The sequence below is a fragment of the Bradyrhizobium sp. AZCC 1578 genome, assembly GCF_036924675.1.
Classification (GTDB): domain Bacteria; phylum Pseudomonadota; class Alphaproteobacteria; order Rhizobiales; family Xanthobacteraceae; genus Bradyrhizobium.
The window spans coordinates 5,971,456-5,986,475 of the sequence record NZ_JAZHRZ010000001.1 but is presented as its reverse complement, the minus strand read 5'-3'; the positions used below and the strand labels follow the sequence as shown (position 1 = coordinate 5,986,475).

The window sequence follows — 15,020 nt, the reverse complement described above, 5'->3', positions numbered from 1 at the left end:
CTTGGGGAGCCATGAACGAGACTTTGATATCCGCCTGCACCATGTTTCTCGTTCCGGCAACGCTTTTGTTTGGCGCTTTAGGTGTTGCGAACTCGTCCTTTCTCAAGATGCTGGTCTGCTTGCTTGGTATAGGCACGGCAGGACTATGGCTCTACCGGATATGGTGGTGGACCGGCCTGTCTTTGATTGATCGCAGGACGGCGCTTGGTCTCGCCGGCATGTATGCGTGCGCATGGCTGGTAACATTCCTGGTGCAGTTGAAGAATGTGTTCTCCCGCTGACTGAACCCGTATCGCTGAAAATCCGTGGACCATCTCGAACCAATTGCTTCACAACAACGGGGGACTTGAAGTCCCACATTCGCGACCGGGCCATTTATCGGCTATCACTATACCCTTCAGGAACCGCCAAGGTTGGGACCGCGCCGAATGCCCGCCACGCCACTGATCGCCTATGCGCATGTCGGCAAGACGTTCGACGCCGGCCGCGTGGTGGCCGTCGATGACGTCTCGCTTAACGTCGCCGAGGGTGAATTCCTTGCCATAGTCGGCGGCTCCGGCTCGGGCAAGACCACGCTATTGCGGCTCGCCAACCGCCTGATCGAGGCTGACTCCGGCACCATCACGGTCGAAGGCGAGGACGTCCGCAACGTCGATCCGATCCTGTTGCGGCGGCGGATCGGCTATGTCTTTCAGAGCGGCGGGCTGTTTCCGCATCTGACCGTCGCCGGCAATATCGGCATCACGCCAAGGCTGCTTGGCACGCGGCCCGCCGAGATTTCCGTGCGGGTGGATGAATTGCTCGACCTTGTCAGGCTCGACCGCACGCCATATCGCGACCGGCTGCCGCATGAACTCTCCGGCGGCCAGCGCCAGCGCGTCGGCGTGGCGCGGGCGCTCGCCGCACGTCCGCGCATCATGCTGATGGACGAGCCATTCGGGGCGCTCGACCCCTTGACCCGCGACGCGCTCGGCGACGATTTTCGCGAGTTGCACAAGAAACTCGACCTGACCACCGTCATGATCACCCATGACATGACGGAAGCGATCCTGCTCGCCGACCGCATCGCGATCATGTGCGACGGGCGGCTGTTGGCGCAGGGCACGCCGGCCGAGCTTTCCAAATCCGACGACGCTTACGTCGGCGAACTCCTGCGCACGCCGCGGCGGCAAGCCGAGCGGCTCGGCGCCCTGCTGCCTCGCGAGGGTGCGGCATGAGCATCTTCGCCGATCCACGCTGGGGCGAGGCATTGGGCCACCTGCCCGACTATCTCGGCAATCACGTCCGCGTCAGCGTCGCCGCGCTGGCGCTGGGGTTACTCGTCAGCCTGCCGCTCGCGATCATCGCACGCCATCGGCCGGTGATGCGCGGCGCGCTGCTTGGGCTTGCCAGCATCGTGCAGACCGTGCCGGGGCTGGCATTGCTGGCGCTGTTCTATCCGCTGCTCCTGGCGCTCGCGGCGTTGTCGCTGTCATGGTTCGGCGTCGGTTTTTCCGCGTTCGGATTTTTGCCCGCGGTGCTGGCGCTGGCGCTTTATTCGATGCTGCCGGTGCTGCGCAACACCATCACTGGCCTGCAAGGTGTCGATGCCGCGATCCTGGAAGCGGCGCAGGGCGTCGGCATGACGCCGCGGCAATCGCTGTTCACGGTGGAACTGCCGCTGGCGCTGCCGGTGATGATGGCAGGCATCCGCACCGCGGCGGTCTGGGTGATCGGCACCGCGACGCTGTCAACGCCGATCGGCCAGACCAGCCTCGGCAATTACATCTTTGCAGGGCTGCAGACCCAGAACTGGGTGTTCGTGCTGTTCGGCTGCATTGCCGCCGCCGTGCTGGCGCTGCTGGTCGATCAACTGCTGGCGCTGATCGAAAACGGCTTGCGCAACCGCAGCCGTTTTCGCGCGACACTGGGCAGCGTCGGCATTGCGGCGCTCGTCGTTGCTACGCTGGCGCCTAACCTGGTGCGGCCGCAGACGAACTACATCATCGGCGCCAAGACTTTTGCCGAGCAGTATGTCCTGTCTGCCTTGATGGCGCAGCGGCTGAAGGCGGCCGGCCTCTTGGCAACGAAGCGCGAAGGTCTCGGCTCCAACGTGATCTTCGAAGCGCTGGCGGCTGATGATATAGACTTCTACATCGACTATTCCGGCACGCTGTGGGCCAACCAGTTTCACCGCACCGACATCAAGCCGCGTCAGGAGCTCGTGGCCGAGCTGAAGACGATACTAGCGAAGCAGAACATCACACTGCTCGGCGAACTCGGTTTCGAGAACGCCTATGCGCTGGTGATGCCGCGCAAACGCGCCGAGCAGTTGGGTATCCGCACCGTCGCCGATCTCGCCTCGCGCGCGGCGAACATGTCGATCGCCGGCGACTATGAATTCTTCTCGCGCCCCGAATGGGCCGCGCTACGCAGGGCCTACGGCCTGTCGTTCCGCGGCCAACGTCAGATGCAGCCGGACTTCATGTATGCGGCGGTCGCCTCCGGCGAAGTCGACGTCATCGCCGGCTACACCAGCGACGGGCTGATCGCGAAATACGATCTGGTGACGCTCGGCGATCCCAGGCACGCAATCCCGCCCTATGATGCGATCGTGCTGCTCGCGCCAAAGCGCACCAATGACGAGGCCTTGCGCAAGTCGCTGACCGAGCTGCTCGGCAAGATCGACATCGCCACCATGCGCGAAGCGAATCTGCGCGCATCCGGCAACGACGCGGCGAGCTCGCCGGATGCGGTAGCGCAGTGGCTGTGGGAGAAGGTGGGGAGGAAGTAACCCCGTCGTCATGCGCGGCCATGGCGAGCGGAGAGTTACAGTCCCTTGATCATCCCGGCGTCGATCAGGAGTCGATTAAATCGTCTCGCTTCCGCGCCCTTTCGGCAGGCATAGAACACGCCGTTGCAGCGAAGCATGATCTTCTTCTGCTCCTCGAACGACGGATCGAGCGGGACGCCGGCGGCTTCCTGGATCACGAGCGGAATGTAGGCCGCATCGAGCGTATCAAGCGCCGACGAGAGGTCGTCCGGCCGATAGTTGATGCCGTCAATCGCGTAATAGGTTGAGAAGTAGCGCGGATCGGCTGCCATCAAGCGTTTCGCCAGCAATTTCTGATCGATGCCGGGCTCAAGCAGCTTTTGCGAGATAGCCGGCTGGTGATCGCCGAAACGCAACACCAGAAACGACTGATCCGGATAGTCGCGCTTAAGGGCAGCGATGAATTCGCGGTAGTCGTTCTGCGTCATGACCTGGCGACGAATATATTCGTCGGTCTCCGCCGTGTTTCCCGGTGGCGTCCAGTCCGGCGGTGTCAGATCGGGCCGATAGACGTCGGTCCAGGGAAAATGGTTGGCCGTGAGGTAGACGAACATGAAGACCGGCGCGTGCTGCGGCTGCTCCCGCGCAAACACCTTCAAGGCCTGATCGAAGTAGAACTTGTCGGGCTGCATATCCTGGGCGACGCCCATATCCGCCATGTCGATGAAGTGGCCGACGCCAGCACCCTTCTGGAATGCGCGCGCGCCGAGGAAGTTGCCATAGGTCGGATAGAGCGAGAAGGTCTTGTATCCGCAACGCTTAAGCGCTTGCGGTAACCCGCGCGCAACACGGTTCGCGGTGATCCTTGTGACATAAAACTTCAGATCGCCGAACGACCGCGCCGACATGCCGGTCAGGACGTTGAATTCAGTGTACCACGTCGGGCCGCCGGTTGCCTCCGCGATCATGGTCCGTTGCTTGCCGTCGATGGACTTGAAGTAATCGGAGTACCCTTGCGGCACTTTGATGCCAGGCGCGGCCGAGATGTCGAAGCTCGACTCGTCGAGCAGCATGATGATGTGCGGTGGCTTTGCCGTGGCGTCGCAGGTCTCGGCGGGCGGCAGCATGGGCGGGCCGGCAGCGTGCGCTCCCGCAAGGCGAAGCGGGCCATTCGTCGGCGGATCGACCTCGATCCATCCCGTCGAAGCCAGCCGCGACACCGCCACCACGCCCGAGCGCGCCAAACTGGAAACATGATTGACCCCTTGGAACGGCTCCCAAGCCTGCTCGGGCCAGACTACCGACATCGCCGAGATCAATGCTGTCGTCACAGCCAGCCCCGTCAAGGCAAAGCGGCGGCGCACGCGGAAGGGATCGAAATGCCAGACCAGCCACAACAGCGGAACCGCAACGAGGCCTGCCAAGGCCAACTGCAACTGCAAGCGTGGGAACACCGAGAGAAGGAACGAAAACGTATCGCGGTCGATGATCAGGAAGTCGAGGAACGTCAGCGTTAGCTGCAGAATTCCGAACTTGAAGTGCGACAGCGCGATCAGGATCACGATGATGGCCAGCGCCAGCGCCGCACAGACGCCGGGCCGCTGCAGCACGACCAGCAGGAAGCAGTTCACGAACACCCACGCCAGCACCGAGAGCGTGATCGCGAACGGTCCGTATTCGGTGGTGAGCAGGACCGCCAGCCCCGCCAGATGGACGGCAACGATCAGGCCAGCCGCGGCAAAGAACCGGACGCCGCGCGCTTTCGCGACGGCGGTTTCGCTCATTCCGGATTCGGCGACGGCAGCAGACATATCGCTCCTCAGAGCCCCTTGATGAAACCTGCGTCGATCAATAACCGGTTGAACCTGCGCGCCTCGGCGCCATCCTTGCAGGCATAGAATACCCCCTTGCAGCGGAGCATGATGTTCTTTTGCTCCTCGAACGAGGGGTCGAGCGGAATGCCGGCGGCCTCCTGGATCACCAGCGGCAGATAGGGCGCGTCGATCGTGTCCATGATCGCGGAACTCTTCACCGGCTCGAAGTTGACGGCGTCGATCGCGTAATAGGTGGTGAAGTAGCGCGGGTCGTGGGTATCGAACTTGCGGGCGACCCTGGCTTCATCCAGACCGGGATCCAGCAGGTTCGAGGAAAACTCCGGCTGATGGTCGCCGTAGCGGACGATCAGGAATGGCTGCGCCGGGAATTTCTTTTTCAGGCTGGCGACAAACGCCGCATAATCCCCGGCGCTCAATGTCTGGCGGCGCAGATATTCGTCGACCACAGGCTCGTTGCCGGGGGCGCGCCAGGACGGCAGCAGGTCGGGGCGGAATTTGGTTTCCCAGGGGAAATGGTTGGCAGCGAGATAGACGAAGGTGAACAGCGGCGTGTTGGCCGGCTGCTCGGCGATCAGGTTCACGGCCTTGTCGTAGAAGAAGCTGTCGGGTTCGATGCCCTTGGCGCCGAGCGCGCGCGCGTCATAGAAGTGCTGGATGCCGGTGGAGGTCTGGAAGCCACGCGCGCCCATGAAGGCGCCGTAGGCCGGATAGAGCGAGATGGTGTTGTAGCCGCAGCGGCGCAGCGCCAGCGGCAATCCGCGTTCGACCCGGCCCGAGGCGATGCGGGTGACGAAATAGGAGAAGCGGCCGAACGACCGCGACGACAGGCCGGCGAGCACGTTGTACTCGGCCATCCAGCTTGCGCCACCGCTGCTCTCCGCCATGAACTTGCGCTCGCGGCCGTCAAAGGACTTGAAATGGCTGCCATAGCCCGGCGGCACCTTGACGCCGGCGGCCTGGCGGATGTCGAAGCTCGACTCGTCATGGATCATGATGATGTGCGGACGGCGACCGGCCACATGACAGGAATCGACCAGCGGCACCTTCAGCCGCTCGGCGGTCACGGCTTCCGATTCCATGAAGCCGTAATTGACGAAATCGGAAACCGCGGTCACGCCCGAGCGGGCGAATTTGGAGAGATAGCCATCGTCGTAATAGCCGCGCCAGGCTTCATCGGGCCAGACGACGGAATAACCGGCCAGGCTTGCGAGACAGGCCAGCAGGCCAGCAGTGGCCGGCAGGCGGCGGATGCGGAACGGGTCGAGCCACCACAGCGCGTACATCAGCGGCAGGATGACAAGGGATGCGCCGACCACGCTCCAGCGCAAGTTCGGAAAGATCGTGAACAGATACGCCGCGGTGTCGCGGTCGATCACCATCAGGTCGACGAAGTTCGCGGTCATCTGCACGACGTCGTGCTTGAGCCGCGACAGCAGCACCAGCAGCACGACCAGCGTGAGCGACAGCGCGCCCGATAGCGCCGGACGCCGTAGCAGCGCGACAAAAAGGAAGTTCAGGATGCCCCAGGCCAGGGCAAAACCCATGCGGCCGCCGAAATCGCTTTCGGTGTGCAGCAGGAGCGCCAGCGCCGATATGTGCGGTGCAGCAACGGCCGAAAGCCGCCAGAAACCGATCGCGGCAAGCCCGGCAGCAAGGGTGGTGGCGGAGGGCCCTGGATTTGGCGCGGGCGCCATGGGGGAACGCAACATGACCCGGCGCAATACATAGCCTTGGCTGGCGACGACCAGGAGACGCACGACCCATCCGGAACCTGAGCCGTGTCACAAAAACGTAGTGGAATCGTCATGAACAGGCAATGAATTTGCCCTCGGTCGGACGTTTGCCGGTAGTCGTACGGCCGTTGAGCGCCATGATCAGGCCGGCCGTGGCCGGCTGGCTATCCCCTCGATGAAAAGATCCAGTATTGCCTCGGCGGTCCGCTCGGCCTCGGGGCCGGCCACGCCCCAGCGCGTGAAATGGCCGTCGATATTCATCCGGGCAAAACCATAGACCAGCGCCCGGCCGGCGATCTGCACCTGCTTGAGGTCGGCGCTGCGGAGCTGACCCGCCGCAAAGGCTTCGGCCAGCGTTTGCTCGGTCAGCGCGATCAGTTCGGCGTTATCGCTGGCGATGGCGGCCGACTGGTCGTGATCGAACAGGCGGCGGCTCGAAATGATTTCGAAATGGGTCGGGTTGCGCATAGCCCAGCGCAGATACGCGAGCCCGAGGCAGCGAAAGCGGCCGAGCGGATCGCTGGCTGGTGCCGCGGCAAGCGCCGCCTCGATCTCGGCCCGGAACCGCCGCTGCGCCTCTTCCGCCACCGCCTGGATCAGGGCATCGCGGCTCGGAAAATGCCGGAACGGCGCGCCTGGCGATACGCCGGAACGGCGGGCGGCCTCCCGGACGCTGACCGCCTCCGCCCCGCCCTCGCCGATCAGTTGCAGCGCGGCTTCGATCAGGACGCGCCGCAGGTCGCCGTGATGGTAGGGTTTTGGCGGGGCCGCTCGCGCAACGCGGCGGCGCGACTTGGTGGTGGGGGATTTTGCGACGGAAGGCTTGGCTGACGGACGCATGCCCTCTCCTACCATCACCCGGTCGTGAATGTAAGCACCGATTACACGGATTGACCCGATCCGCAGAGTGCATGTAACTGGTGATTACATTGCCATCCACGCCATTGCGAGCCAACGGGTCGCAATGACGGCTTAGACAAAAGGGGACGAACATGCCGACACATCAAAAATGGTTCGAAGGCTGGCGGCTGTTCGCCCTGCTCGCGTTGACGCTGCTGGCCATGAGCATCGGGATCGCCGGCATGCGCGGGTTCGAAGTCGACGGCGTGCGCATGGTGATCCGCTTCACCGCACGCAGCTCGCTGGTGCTGTTCTGCCTTGCTTTCGCAGCCGCCGCGCTGGCGCTGTTATGGCCGAACGCCTCGACGCGGTGGCTGCGCCGCAATCGCCGCTATCTCGGCGTCACCTTTGCGGCCTCGCACGCCATCCATGCGGCCGCAATTGCCTGCTTCGCCGTGATGGACTCGATAGGCTATGCGGCGGCGACCTCGATCGCGTCCTATATCTTCGGTGGCATTGGCTATGCCTTCATTGTCGCGATGGCCGCGACCTCGTTCGACCGCACGGCCGCTGCGATCGGCGCACGCGCCTGGCGCCGGCTGCATCTCGTGGGCGGCTACTATCTGCTGTTCCAGTTCATGGTGTCGTTCGGCAAGCGGATTCCCGACATGCCGCTCTACGCGCTGTTCCTGATTCCGCTCGTGGCCGTGTTCGCGCTGCGGATGATCGCGATGGCGCCGCGTGCCCAGGCGCCGGCACGGGCGGGCTAGTCGTCCTTCAGGTAAAACTTCCGTCCGAGACGGCGGTGCACTGACAGGACGGCCCGGTCGACGTCGCTGATCAGGCTGTCGCCGAGAACGACGTTGGGGATTTCCCAGTTCCGCCCTTCGCGGATGTTGGGAAGCGCACGCACGGCGGGGACGGACGCCGTTTCGCATCCCGGTTGGCTGCGAAGCGCCGCGTCGGCGATCTGCGTCAGCTCGGCTCTGCTTTTTCCCGTCGTCACTGGTGGCCGGTGCCTTTGCTCATCTTTGCGGCGTCAGCCCGAGGCGCTTGGCGATGATCCGGTCGAGGGTGCGCTTGGGCAACACCGCCGCCATGAACTGGCGCATCGGATCCGGCGCGATGACGTAGCGCACCTTGGGATTGGGCCGCGTCAATGCCTCGAACACCTTCTCGGCGATCTGCTCGGCCGGCAATCCGTTCGCGCCGAGTTGCAGCATGAAGGCGCGGATTTTCTCCAGCGCCGGGAAATACGGCGAGTTTTTGTAGGCGGAGATATCGACCTCCTCGGCCTTGCTCCAGATCGGCGTTTTGACCACCCCCGGCGCAATGATGATGACGTCGATCCCGAACAACATCAGTTCGCGGCGCAAGCTCTCCGACAGCCCCTCGATGGCGTGCTTGGAGGCGGAATAGGCCGAGGTCAGCGGATTGCCGTTCTTGCCGGCGACCGAGGAGATCATCACGATCCGCCCCTTCGGCCCATTCAGGGCCGGATCGGAGCCGAGCAGCGGCCCGAATGCCTGGGTCGCAATGATCGGGCCGATGAAATTGACCTCCATCTGGCGACGGAATTCGCCCGCCGCGAGTTCGAGCACGGGACCTGCGACCGCAATGCCGGCATTGTTGACGAGGCCGGCGAGCGTTTCGCCATCGAGCGCGGTGCGGACCTCGCGCGCAGCCGCCAGCACCGCGGCTTCATCGGTGACATCGAAGATCAGCGGCGTGAAGTTCGCCCCGAACTCACCCTTGAGACGGTCGGCATCAGCCTGCTTGCGCACGCTGCCGAACACGCGGAAGCCGCGGTCGAGCAAGAGCTTCGCACTGGCCCAGCCGATGCCGGTGGACGCGCCGGTGATGACAACAGATCTCATGACCTAAGCCCTTGTAAGAGGTCTAATGAAGTTCGTCGTGAAGGAATGCTTAAGCGCCGGCTCCGTGGGCTTCCTCCGCGGAGTGCAGCCAGCCTTGACGGCGTCTTGTTCGGCAGATTGCTATTCGAGTTTTTCCGGGAACGGTTTGGTGAGGATAGCAGCCGGACCGGGGTACCGGAAGCCGCGGCAGATGGCCGATCCGGTTCGACATCGGCGATTTATCGCGCGAAATCACGGCATACGTCCCGATCGGATTGGTAAAGCAATTCAGAACGCAAAATTTGCAATGCGCGGCCTGCTTCGACATGCGCCTGTCCACAACAACCGCGGCCGATGCATTGCCCGATTCCAATGCAGTCGACCTGTGTTCTACCGGGTCCCCGCCTTTAACGCGGGTGTAAGGCTCGGCCGGCCATTGTGGGCGCGAACCCTTCAACAACAGACAGGCTGCCCACAATGGTGCAACAGCCGGCGCACTCGATCATTGCCGAACTTGAAGATGCCGTCAGAGGCGGTTCATCCGCCAAGCGGGTGGAGACCCTGCGGCAGGTCACCGATCTCTTCCTCCATGACGGAGAACGCCTCAGCGACGACCAGGTCAAGGTCTTCGACGACGTGCTCTGCCTCCTGATCGCGCGCGTCGAGACGCGGGCGAAGGCCGAGCTTTCCAAGCGGCTGGCGCCGCTCGACTACGCTCCGTTCGAAGTCATCCAGCATCTCGCCTGGGATGACGAGATCGAGGTCGCCGGCAACGTACTGGCCCATTCCAGCCGGCTCGGCACCGACGTGCTGGTCGAGATCGCCAGCAGCAAGGGACAGGATCACCTGCTCGCCATTTCCGGCCGCGCCGAACTGCCCGCGGCCGTGACCGACGTCATCGTCGACCGCGGCGAAGGCCAGGTGATCCGCAAGCTCGCCAACAATGCCGGCGCCAAGTTTTCCGACCAGGGCTATTCCACCATCGTCGCCCGCGCCGGCGCCGACGACGAACTGGTCGAAATCCTCGGCCTTCGCGCCGATTTCCCGGCAAAGTTCATTGCGGACCTGCTGCGCCGCGCCAAGGAGACCGTTCGCACCCGGCTTCTGGCCATCGCGCCGCCCGCGCTCCAGGAAGAGATCAAGCGGGTCCTGAACGAGGTCGCCCGCGAGGCCCCGCCACCGAGCCGGAGTTTCGGAGTCGCCGAGGAACTCGTGAAGCTGATGAAGGGGCTGAACGAGCTCGACGACGCGGCGGTGTACAAATTCGCGGAGTCGAACAAGTTCGACGAAGTGACGGTCGCACTTGCCGTCCTCAACGACATGCCGGTCGAGATGACAGCGAAGCTGATGGAAGGGCCGCGCGCCGACCTAATCCTGATTCCCTGCCGCTCAGCACGACTGAACTGGCCGACGGTCGAGTCGATCCTGCGCAACCGCCCGGCGCATCCGATCAGCGAGCAGACGCTGGAGATCGCGCAGCGCGATTTCCGCAAGCTGTCGATGGAGACGGCCCAGCGCACCGTCCGCTTCTGGCAGTTGCACAACAAGATCGAGAAAGAACCAATCATCCGGACGAATTGAGCGGCGCCGTCGTCACGGCACCGAGCCTGGATCGGGGCGAACTTGGATTCTCGTTTGACGAACGAGAATGCACATTAGGCAACCGAGCTTTGACTCGGTAAACGCTGATCTTTCCGTCGCTAATGTAATTGTTGAACTGCTCCCTGCCCAAGAATGTGCATTAGGCGTCAGTTCTTCGTTTCGGCTCGGCTGGCGCGCTTCGAGCGGCGGGTTGAAGAATGTGCTTGAAGCAGCAACCCTTCGAGGAAACGGCGAGAACGCTTGTGCGATCTCGCCGGATATACCGAGCAAGGCTTAAAAATTGGTATGCCGGTAATGCATCGAACCGGCCACTGAATGCTCTCGTGTCCCGGACGCGTTGCAGCGCGCTCCCGGCGATGCGAAGCATCGTCCGGTGCGATGCGCCGCAGAGCCGGGACCGCTTCGATGGACCCCGGACCAGCAGCGCATCACTAGCGTGCTGCGCTGCATCCGGGGAACGACACCGTCAGTTCTTCGTCTTGTCGACCAGCGCGCCCTTCTTGATCCACGGCATCATGTCGCGGAGCTTGGCGCCGACTTCCTCGATCGGGTGCTGGGCGAGCTTGGCGCGGGTCGCTTTGAACGAGGTCTGGTTGACCTTGTTCTCCAGCATCCAGTCGCGGGCGAACTTGCCGGACTGGATGTCGTTGAGCACCCGCTTCATCTCCTTCTTGGTCTCGTCGGTGACGATACGCGGGCCGGTGACGTATTCGCCGTACTCGGCGGTGTTGGAGATCGAGTAGTTCATGTTGGCGATGCCCCCTTCATAGATCAGGTCGACGATCAGCTTCACCTCGTGCAGGCACTCGAAATAAGCCATCTCGGGCGCGTAGCCGGCTTCGACCAGCGTCTCGTAGCCGCCCTTGATCAGTTCGACCAGGCCGCCGCAGAGCACCACCTGCTCACCGAACAGATCGGTCTCGCACTCTTCCTTGAAGGTGGTCTCGATGATGCCCGCGCGGCCGCCGCCGATCGCCGAGGCACAGCTCAAGCCCAGGTCATGGGCATTGCCGGAGACGTCCTTGGCGATCGCGATCAGGCAGGGCACGCCGCCGCCGCGCTGATATTCCGAGCGCACGGTATGGCCGGGGCCCTTCGGGGCGATCATCAGCACGTCGAGGTCGGCGCGGGGATCGAGCAGGTTGAAATGGACGTTGAGGCCGTGCGCGAATACCAGCGCCGCACCCTTCTTCATGTTGTCGTGCAGGTGCTCGCGGTAGATGTCGCCCTGCAGTTCGTCCGGGGTCAACATCATCACGAGGTCGGCCCATTTCGCGGCCTCGGCGACTTCCATCACCTTGAAGCCGGCGGCTTCCGCCTTCTTGGCCGAGGCCGAGCCCTTGCGCAGCGCAATCGCCACCTCCTTGACGCCGGAGTCCTTCAGGTTCAGCGCATGGGCGTGGCCCTGACTGCCATAGCCGACGATGACGATCTTTTTGCCCTTGATCAGGTTCAGGTCGGCGTCGCGATCGTAATAAACACGCATGGTCGTTTCCTCAATCGATGGCCAAAAAGGGCCGGTTAATCAGGCATTTGGACAGGTGGGACCGCCGGTCGCCCGCGAATTTCCGGCGTTGTCTAGAGCATTTTCCCTCGAAGGGGAAACCCGTTTATGCATGGCCCGGTGCGGCATCATGCGTCCATGAAGACCGGGTAGAGCGAGGCCAGGAGCAGCACTGCCATCACGATGTTGAAGGCGCGCACCGCCCGGCGGGAGGTCAGGATCGGCCGTAGGGCGGTGCCGAACAGGGCCCAGGCCGTGCAGGACAGGATGCCCAGGAGCAGGCTTAAGCCGACCTGGATCGCGATATTCCAGGGATAGGCGGCGATCGCCGCATAGGCGGTGATGGTGCCGATCACCATGACCCAGCCCTTGGCGTTGACCCACTGGAACATCGCCGCGCCCCAGAACGTCATCGGACGACCCCGGCTGTCCTGATCCGCGGACGGCGGCTCGGACATCGCAATCGCCCAGGCCAGATAGATCAGGTAGGCCACGCCGGTATATTTCAGGATGGTCTGCAGCACCGGATAGGCGATGAAGATGGTCCCGAGCCCGAGACCGACGGCGCCGACCATGAAGGCAAAACCGACCGTGATTCCCATGATGTGGGGGATGGTCGGACGGAAGCCGTAGGTGAGCCCCGACGACAGCAGCATGATGTTGTTCGGCCCCGGCGTGAAGAACATCACGGTGGCGAACATGATGAAGGCGATCAGCAGGGATTGCGACATGGGGGCCTCATGCGATCTTTGGCAGAACTTGTTTTTCTGAAGCCTTGGTAGGTTTGGAGAGCAACATGACGGCGATGCCGCCGACCACGGTGACCATGCCGCCAAGCCGTAGCGGCCCAAAGGTTTCGCCGAACACGACGCTCGATGCAGCGGAACCGACGAACGGCACCAACAGCGCGAACGGCACCACTTGCGCCGCCGGGTAATCCCGCAGCAGCCGGCCCCACAGCCAGTAGGCGATGCTGGTGGAGACGCCGCCGAGGCCAATCATGCACAGCAAGCCGCTCAGCGACATGTGGGTCAGCGCATACCAGGTCGGCTGCGGGCCATTGCTGACCAGCGTCAGCGCAAACAGCGGAACAGCCGCGACCAGACACAGCCACGCGAACAGGTCGAACATCGGCACGCCCTGCGCATGCCGCAGCAGCAGGTTGCCGGCCGCGAAGCTGAGCGGCGAGATCATCAATATCGCGAAGGCGCTGACGCTGAAATCGTAGCCGACGGTGCCGCAGATCATCAGCAGGCCTGCGGTGGCGATGGCAATGCCGACTGTCTGCCCCGCGCCCGGCCGCTCGCGAAACAACAGCGCGGCAAAGCCGATCGTGAACAGCGCCTGACTCTGCACGATCACGCTGGAGAGACCGACCGGAACGCCGAGCGCAATGGCAAAGGCCTGGGCGAGAAACTGGCCGAGGAACAGGGTGAAGCTGATCGCGACCAGCACCGTCCAGGAAACCTTGGGCCGCGCCACGAACAGGCAGGGCAAGGCCGCAATGGAAAAGCGCAGCGTCGTCATCAATTCCGGCGAAAACTCGTCGAGCGCGATCCGGCTGGCCACAAAAGCAAGCCCCCAGATCACCGCCACCAATACGGCGATGCAAACATCGGCCGGTTTCATTTTTTCTAGCTCTGTTGATCCGGCTTTGGTTTGCGCAGGATATAGGTGCCGTGCAGCGGCGCGTGGTAGTCGACCGATTCCAGCGTGAAGCCGATATCGGTCAGCATGCGCTCGATCACCCAGCCGAAGGTCGAGTACTCGTCGCGCATATGGGTGACCACGCCGTCGCGCTGGAAATCGTGGTTCTTGATGGTGAAATCGGCCCACTGCTCGACATCGCGCTCGGTGCCGTCGGGCATGCTGACGAATACGATGTCGCGCAGGTAGAAATTCGCGCCGGGCTTCAGCGCGGCATAGATCCTTGCCAGCGCCACCGCCTTCCAGAAGTCAGGCAGATGGTGCAGCGTGAATTCGCTGACGATCAGGTCGTAGGAATTGGGCTGGTAGGCAAAGCTCAGCAAGCCTGCCGGCTGGGTGCGGATCGCAACCTTGCGGTCGCGGGCCTGGATATTGGCGAGCGCCAGCATCGCCGGCGAAATATCTATTGCATCGACCTCGGCCCCCATCAACGCCGCTTCGCAGGCCAGTACACCGTTGCCGCAACCGATATCGGCCACGCGCCAGCCGCGCTGCACGCCGAGCATGGTGAGCGCGGCCCGCGCGCGATCGTCGCTGTTGTCATGCCGGTCGTAGATCGAGGCGACCGCCGAATCGAGCCCGAGCCGCCGCCTTTGAGTGTAATACCAGTCCCGCGCCAGCATGTTCACATCCCCTCAGGCCCACGCCCGATCGCGGCAACGCCAGTGCGCGACACCTCGACAAGGCCGAGCGGGCGCATCAGGTCGATAAATTCACTGATCTTGGATGAATTGCCTGTGATCTCGAACACAAAACTCTCGGTCGTGGCGTCGATCACGCGGGCACGGAACGCGTCCGCCAGCCGCAACGCCTCGACCCGGCTGTCGCCGCGGCCACGCACCTTCACCATCGCGAGTTCCCGCTCGATCGAGCGGCCGGTAATCGTCATGTCGACGACGCGGTAGACCGGGATCATGCGGTCGAGCTGGTGCTTGATCTGCTCGATCACCGTCGGTGTACCCGTCGTGACGATGGTGATGCGCGAGAGATGCTTGTGGCTCTCGGTTTCGGAGACGGTGAGACTGTCGATGTTGTAACCGCGCCCCGAAAACAGGCCGATCACGCGCGCGAGCACGCCGGGCTCGTTCTGCACCAGCACCGAGAGCGTATGCGTCTCGTTGGGATCGTGGCGCTCTTCCAGAAAGTAGGCGGATGCGGGCTGATTCATTGTCGTCCCCTCGGATTCCTTCT

15 protein-coding genes are annotated in these 15,020 nt (G+C 63.3%); 5 read left to right on the top strand and 10 right to left on the bottom strand.

Features of this window, described 5'->3' with window-relative positions; genetic code table 11:
* Window positions 1-11: 11 nt before the first annotated feature.
* The 3 genes from V1290_RS28780 to V1290_RS28770 all read left to right on the top strand — a co-directional run bounded on the left by V1290_RS28780 (window position 12) and on the right by V1290_RS28770 (window position 2,773).
* Complete coding sequence (locus V1290_RS28780) at window positions 12-281, top strand: hypothetical protein (RefSeq protein WP_334367508.1); 270 nt, start codon at window positions 12-14, stop codon at window positions 279-281.
* Window positions 282-428: 147 nt separating this feature from the next.
* Entirely contained in the window at window positions 429-1,217 is a 789-nt protein-coding gene (locus V1290_RS28775; RefSeq protein WP_334367507.1) for an ABC transporter ATP-binding protein, read from the top strand.
* Window positions 1,214-2,773, top strand: coding sequence for an ABC transporter permease/substrate-binding protein (locus tag V1290_RS28770; RefSeq protein ID WP_334367506.1), 1,560 nt, complete (start codon window positions 1,214-1,216; stop codon window positions 2,771-2,773). Before V1290_RS28775 ends, V1290_RS28770 begins: the two co-directional genes overlap by 4 nt.
* A gap of 35 nt (window positions 2,774-2,808) precedes the next feature.
* On the opposite strand, the gene V1290_RS28765 is transcribed toward V1290_RS28770, so the two are convergent.
* The 3 genes from V1290_RS28765 to V1290_RS28755 all read right to left on the bottom strand — a co-directional run bounded on the left by V1290_RS28765 (window position 2,809) and on the right by V1290_RS28755 (window position 7,160).
* Entirely contained in the window at window positions 2,809-4,536 is a 1,728-nt protein-coding gene (locus V1290_RS28765) for a sulfatase-like hydrolase/transferase (RefSeq protein WP_334367505.1), read from the bottom strand.
* 35 nt (window positions 4,537-4,571) lie between these two features.
* Window positions 4,572-6,281, bottom strand: a complete 1,710-nt coding sequence (locus V1290_RS28760; protein WP_334369202.1) for a sulfatase-like hydrolase/transferase — start codon at window positions 6,279-6,281, stop codon at window positions 4,572-4,574.
* A 180-nt stretch (window positions 6,282-6,461) separates the two neighbouring features.
* Entirely contained in the window at window positions 6,462-7,160 is a 699-nt protein-coding gene (locus V1290_RS28755) for a TetR/AcrR family transcriptional regulator (protein WP_334367504.1), read from the bottom strand.
* Window positions 7,161-7,312: 152 nt separating this feature from the next.
* Here V1290_RS28755 and V1290_RS28750 point away from each other — a divergent pair, with 152 nt between their 5' ends.
* Entirely contained in the window at window positions 7,313-7,930 is a 618-nt protein-coding gene (locus tag V1290_RS28750) for a hypothetical protein (RefSeq protein WP_334367503.1), read from the top strand.
* Here V1290_RS28750 and V1290_RS28745 read toward each other — a convergent pair.
* Both V1290_RS28745 and V1290_RS28740 read right to left on the bottom strand, forming a co-directional pair.
* Window positions 7,927-8,166, bottom strand: coding sequence for a hypothetical protein (locus V1290_RS28745; protein ID WP_334367501.1), 240 nt, complete (start codon window positions 8,164-8,166; stop codon window positions 7,927-7,929). The genes V1290_RS28750 and V1290_RS28745 overlap by 4 nt on opposite strands.
* 19 nt (window positions 8,167-8,185) lie before the next feature.
* Window positions 8,186-9,037, bottom strand: a complete 852-nt coding sequence (locus V1290_RS28740; protein ID WP_334367500.1) for an SDR family oxidoreductase — start codon at window positions 9,035-9,037, stop codon at window positions 8,186-8,188.
* Between the two features lie 456 nt (window positions 9,038-9,493).
* Here V1290_RS28740 and V1290_RS28735 point away from each other — a divergent pair, with 456 nt between their 5' ends.
* The gene (locus tag V1290_RS28735) at window positions 9,494-10,597 is read left to right on the top strand and encodes a DUF2336 domain-containing protein (protein ID WP_334367499.1); all 1,104 of its coding nucleotides are present in this window, start codon (window positions 9,494-9,496) and stop codon (window positions 10,595-10,597) included.
* Window positions 10,598-11,084: 487 nt separating this feature from the next.
* Here V1290_RS28735 and ilvC read toward each other — a convergent pair whose 3' ends face one another.
* The 5 genes from ilvC to ilvN all read right to left on the bottom strand — a co-directional run bounded on the left by ilvC (window position 11,085) and on the right by ilvN (window position 14,997).
* Window positions 11,085-12,104, bottom strand: coding sequence for a ketol-acid reductoisomerase (gene ilvC / locus V1290_RS28730; protein ID WP_334367498.1), 1,020 nt, complete (start codon window positions 12,102-12,104; stop codon window positions 11,085-11,087).
* 146 nt (window positions 12,105-12,250) lie between these two features.
* A complete protein-coding gene (locus V1290_RS28725; RefSeq protein WP_334367497.1) occupies window positions 12,251-12,853 on the bottom strand; it encodes a LysE family translocator in 603 nt (200 codons plus the stop codon).
* Between the two features lie 7 nt (window positions 12,854-12,860).
* Window positions 12,861-13,751 (bottom strand): EamA family transporter, encoded by an 891-nt coding sequence (locus V1290_RS28720; protein WP_334367496.1) that lies wholly within the window; start codon window positions 13,749-13,751, stop codon window positions 12,861-12,863.
* 5 nt (window positions 13,752-13,756) lie between these two features.
* Window positions 13,757-14,452, bottom strand: coding sequence for a class I SAM-dependent methyltransferase (locus V1290_RS28715; RefSeq protein WP_334367495.1), 696 nt, complete (start codon window positions 14,450-14,452; stop codon window positions 13,757-13,759).
* A gap of 2 nt (window positions 14,453-14,454) precedes the next feature.
* Window positions 14,455-14,997 carry an acetolactate synthase small subunit gene (ilvN, locus tag V1290_RS28710; protein ID WP_334367494.1) on the bottom strand — a complete coding sequence of 181 codons (543 nt, stop codon included), beginning with the start codon at window positions 14,995-14,997 and terminating at the stop codon, window positions 14,455-14,457.
* Window positions 14,998-15,020 lie beyond the last annotated feature (23 nt).

What these genes read in the sequence shown, in the direction of transcription:
- V1290_RS28780 (WP_334367508.1), top strand. Translation starts at nt 12, where the DNA reads ATGAACGAGACTTTGATATCCGCCTGCACCATGTTTCTCGTTCCGGCA.
- V1290_RS28775 (WP_334367507.1), top strand. Translation starts at nt 429, where the DNA reads ATGCCCGCCACGCCACTGATCGCCTATGCGCATGTCGGCAAGACGTTC.
- V1290_RS28770 (WP_334367506.1), top strand. Translation starts at nt 1,214, where the DNA reads ATGAGCATCTTCGCCGATCCACGCTGGGGCGAGGCATTGGGCCACCTG.
- V1290_RS28765 (WP_334367505.1), bottom strand. Translation starts at nt 4,536, where the DNA reads ATGAGCGAAACCGCCGTCGCGAAAGCGCGCGGCGTCCGGTTCTTTGCC.
- V1290_RS28760 (WP_334369202.1), bottom strand. Translation starts at nt 6,281, where the DNA reads ATGGCGCCCGCGCCAAATCCAGGGCCCTCCGCCACCACCCTTGCTGCC.
- V1290_RS28755 (WP_334367504.1), bottom strand. Translation starts at nt 7,160, where the DNA reads ATGCGTCCGTCAGCCAAGCCTTCCGTCGCAAAATCCCCCACCACCAAG.
- V1290_RS28750 (WP_334367503.1), top strand. Translation starts at nt 7,313, where the DNA reads ATGCCGACACATCAAAAATGGTTCGAAGGCTGGCGGCTGTTCGCCCTG.
- V1290_RS28740 (WP_334367500.1), bottom strand. Translation starts at nt 9,037, where the DNA reads ATGAGATCTGTTGTCATCACCGGCGCGTCCACCGGCATCGGCTGGGCC.
- V1290_RS28735 (WP_334367499.1), top strand. Translation starts at nt 9,494, where the DNA reads ATGGTGCAACAGCCGGCGCACTCGATCATTGCCGAACTTGAAGATGCC.
- ilvC (WP_334367498.1), bottom strand. Translation starts at nt 12,104, where the DNA reads ATGCGTGTTTATTACGATCGCGACGCCGACCTGAACCTGATCAAGGGC.
- V1290_RS28725 (WP_334367497.1), bottom strand. Translation starts at nt 12,853, where the DNA reads ATGTCGCAATCCCTGCTGATCGCCTTCATCATGTTCGCCACCGTGATG.
- V1290_RS28720 (WP_334367496.1), bottom strand. Translation starts at nt 13,751, where the DNA reads ATGAAACCGGCCGATGTTTGCATCGCCGTATTGGTGGCGGTGATCTGG.
- V1290_RS28715 (WP_334367495.1), bottom strand. Translation starts at nt 14,452, where the DNA reads ATGCTGGCGCGGGACTGGTATTACACTCAAAGGCGGCGGCTCGGGCTC.
- ilvN (WP_334367494.1), bottom strand. Translation starts at nt 14,997, where the DNA reads ATGAATCAGCCCGCATCCGCCTACTTTCTGGAAGAGCGCCACGATCCC.